The organism is Bartonella sp. LB28NMGDW, from assembly GCF_042194435.1.
GTDB lineage: Bacteria > Pseudomonadota > Alphaproteobacteria > Rhizobiales > Rhizobiaceae > Bartonella > Bartonella grahamii.
Window position 1 is genome coordinate 1 of the sequence record NZ_JBHIMX010000059.1, and the last position, 2,210, is coordinate 2,210.

Genomic DNA, 2,210 nt, shown 5'->3' on the forward strand with positions numbered 1-2,210 from the left:
CTATTGCCATACTTTATGCTCCTTTAAATGAGGGGTGAATTAAAATGAATGGGAAAAATGAGAGGTAAAAAGCCGCTTTTGAAAACGACTTGACAAAATATTCAAAACCGTTAGATTCATACAAAGGTGCTTGAAAAACACCTTAAAACAACAAGCGGATTGGTTACCGAAATAATCAGTCTTCTGTGCATTAAAGACTTTGACTCATTATATGCTACACGCATATAATAGCTTTGTCGGGTGTGGTTACGCTATACAATACCCTTTCGGGGGAAAGGCATAACGACGGGCTTGTTGCCGTGTTTTTCAGCACCCGGCATTTTTATAAAAAATGTCAATGAAAAACGTCTAACAACAAGGAGTTCTCATGAATACTCTTATTCCAATATCGGAACAAATCATTGATCAGGAAACTGTTCAAACTGTTAACGCTCGTGATTTGCATACGTTTTTGAAGGTAACATCTCGTTTTAACGATTGGATTATTAATCGTATTAAAGAATATGGTTTCCTAGAAAATAAGGACTTTGCGAGTTTTACTAAAAATTTAGTAAAACCTAAAGGCGGTCGTCCAAGTACAGAATATCACATCACTTTAGACATGGCGAAAGAGCTCTCAATGGTGGAACGTAACGAGAAAGGACGTCAAGCACGCCGTTACTTTATTGAGTGTGAAAAGAAACTGAGAAACCAATCTGTTGATTATGATCGTGATACGCGTTTTGATTTGCCAAGTTATTGGGAAGGTATGAAACCTGGTGAAAAAGTTTTGTATCTTTTAGGTCCAATTCATATGCGTCTTCTTGATGCCTTCAGAGTAGACGAAGAAAACAGAAAATATAAAGCCCTCATTAAAGAAGCAAAAAAGGTCTTAGCAAGTCCGATTACAAAAGCTGCTTAACTTTAAAAACATGATTTTCTCTCCTCGTCTTTTAGGCGGGGAGGTGGTTAACAGCATAAAATATCTTTACATAATACATATTGTACGTATAATACGTATTATACATTAAAGATAGGATGTGCATATGAAAAAATATAGTTTTACAGATGTAAACCGCGGGGCAGGCGATATTTTAGACGAGGCTATGTCTACACCTGTAGCTTTAACAAAGCGAGGGCGTGAAAAAATCATTATGCTTCCTGTTGATTTATATCATGAATTAATAAAAGCGCGTTCTCGTATACAATCTTTTGTTTATGCAGATGCACCGCAAAATATATTAGACGATTTAGATCGTGGTTTAGATGATATTTTAAATGGCGACGAATATGTTTAAAGCAGGGGATGTTGTTCAATATTATTATTTATGGCACGAACAAGCGCAAAAAGGTGAACATTCGGGGCGCAAAGCGCGTCCTTCCTGTGTTATGGTTAAAACTGAAAGCCATTTCTTTTTGTTTCCTATCACTTCTCAAGAGCCTATTAATTTACAATATAGCTTAAAAGTACCTGAGATAGAATGTAGACGTGCGGGGTTGCAAATGCAATCTTGGGTGCGTGTTGATGAATTTAATGTTGTTCCTTGCGAATCTTTGTTTGACTTTGAAGATTTAAAACCACAAGGGCGTTTTAGCCTCGCTTTCGTGCGTAAAATTGCACTTAAAATTAAAGAAGTTAAAGCAATAAAACCACTTGGAAAAGTCTCTAGAGATTGAGTCACAAAGTCAAACAGCGTGGAGTGTTGGAACTTTGCTAACATCTGTTTCACGTTCAGCATGCCACGCATCATAATTCGCTTGCATACGTAACCATATGGCAGCTCCATTCCCAAACATTTTGCCAAGACAAGCCGAAAGAGAAGGAGATATAGGCTTTTCGGCATTTAGAATATCATAGAGATGTTGGCGTGATATACCAAGCATCTGTGCGATTTCTGTATTCGTTTTGCCAGTTTCAGGAATAATTTCTGCCAAAACTTCTCCTGGATGAGTAGGACAACGGTTTTTATCTCTTTGTGCAGGAATGTCATTCATAACTATATCCTTTCTTAATAAAGTGAATACGAAGTTTAAATTCTATTGCCATCTTGCTCTCCAAATCAATGAAGAGACTATAACAAGCATCACCATGCTCCATAAGACTGACACTGTCAGTCAAAAAAAGCCCTTTCAAAGGGCTTTTAAAGAGTTTTAAAAAGGACTTAAAAACATATAAGCCTGCTTATAGAACAGCTATCCATTTGACTTCTGTCATATCTTGGTTACTTGTG

Annotated in this window: 5 protein-coding genes; 3 read left to right on the forward strand and 2 right to left on the reverse strand. The window is 36.9% G+C overall.

All coding sequences use genetic code 11. The annotated features are described in order from the left end of the window. Positions 1-367 precede the first annotated feature (367 nt). From ACFIKG_RS08980 to ACFIKG_RS08990, 3 genes are all read left to right on the forward strand, one after another. On the forward strand, positions 368-901 hold the full coding sequence (locus tag ACFIKG_RS08980; protein ID WP_375626900.1) for an antA/AntB antirepressor family protein: 534 nt from the start codon (positions 368-370) through the stop codon (positions 899-901). Positions 902-1,025: 124 nt separating this feature from the next. After that, positions 1,026-1,277: a type II toxin-antitoxin system prevent-host-death family antitoxin gene (locus ACFIKG_RS08985; RefSeq protein ID WP_375627072.1), complete on the forward strand. Its 252-nt coding sequence runs from the start codon at positions 1,026-1,028 to the stop codon at positions 1,275-1,277. Continuing rightward, a complete protein-coding gene (locus tag ACFIKG_RS08990) occupies positions 1,270-1,656 on the forward strand; it encodes a hypothetical protein (RefSeq protein WP_375627593.1) in 387 nt (128 codons plus the stop codon). The genes ACFIKG_RS08985 and ACFIKG_RS08990 overlap by 8 nt, the downstream gene beginning before the upstream one ends. A gap of 9 nt (positions 1,657-1,665) precedes the next feature. On the opposite strand, the gene ACFIKG_RS08995 is transcribed toward ACFIKG_RS08990, so the two are convergent. Further along, complete coding sequence (locus tag ACFIKG_RS08995) at positions 1,666-1,974, reverse strand: HigA family addiction module antitoxin (protein ID WP_375627594.1); 309 nt, start codon at positions 1,972-1,974, stop codon at positions 1,666-1,668. After that, positions 1,967-2,098, reverse strand: coding sequence for a hypothetical protein (locus ACFIKG_RS09000; RefSeq protein WP_375652167.1), 132 nt, complete (start codon positions 2,096-2,098; stop codon positions 1,967-1,969). Before ACFIKG_RS09000 ends, ACFIKG_RS08995 begins: the two co-directional genes overlap by 8 nt. Between the last annotated feature and the right edge of the window lie 112 nt (positions 2,099-2,210).

Excerpts from the sequence above, each read along its gene's own strand:
- ACFIKG_RS08980 (WP_375626900.1), top strand. The coding sequence starts at position 368 with ATGAATACTCTTATTCCAATATCGGAACAAATCATTGATCAGGAAACT.
- ACFIKG_RS08985 (WP_375627072.1), top strand. The coding sequence starts at position 1,026 with ATGAAAAAATATAGTTTTACAGATGTAAACCGCGGGGCAGGCGATATT.
- ACFIKG_RS08990 (WP_375627593.1), top strand. The coding sequence starts at position 1,270 with ATGTTTAAAGCAGGGGATGTTGTTCAATATTATTATTTATGGCACGAA.
- ACFIKG_RS08995 (WP_375627594.1), bottom strand. The coding sequence starts at position 1,974 with ATGAATGACATTCCTGCACAAAGAGATAAAAACCGTTGTCCTACTCAT.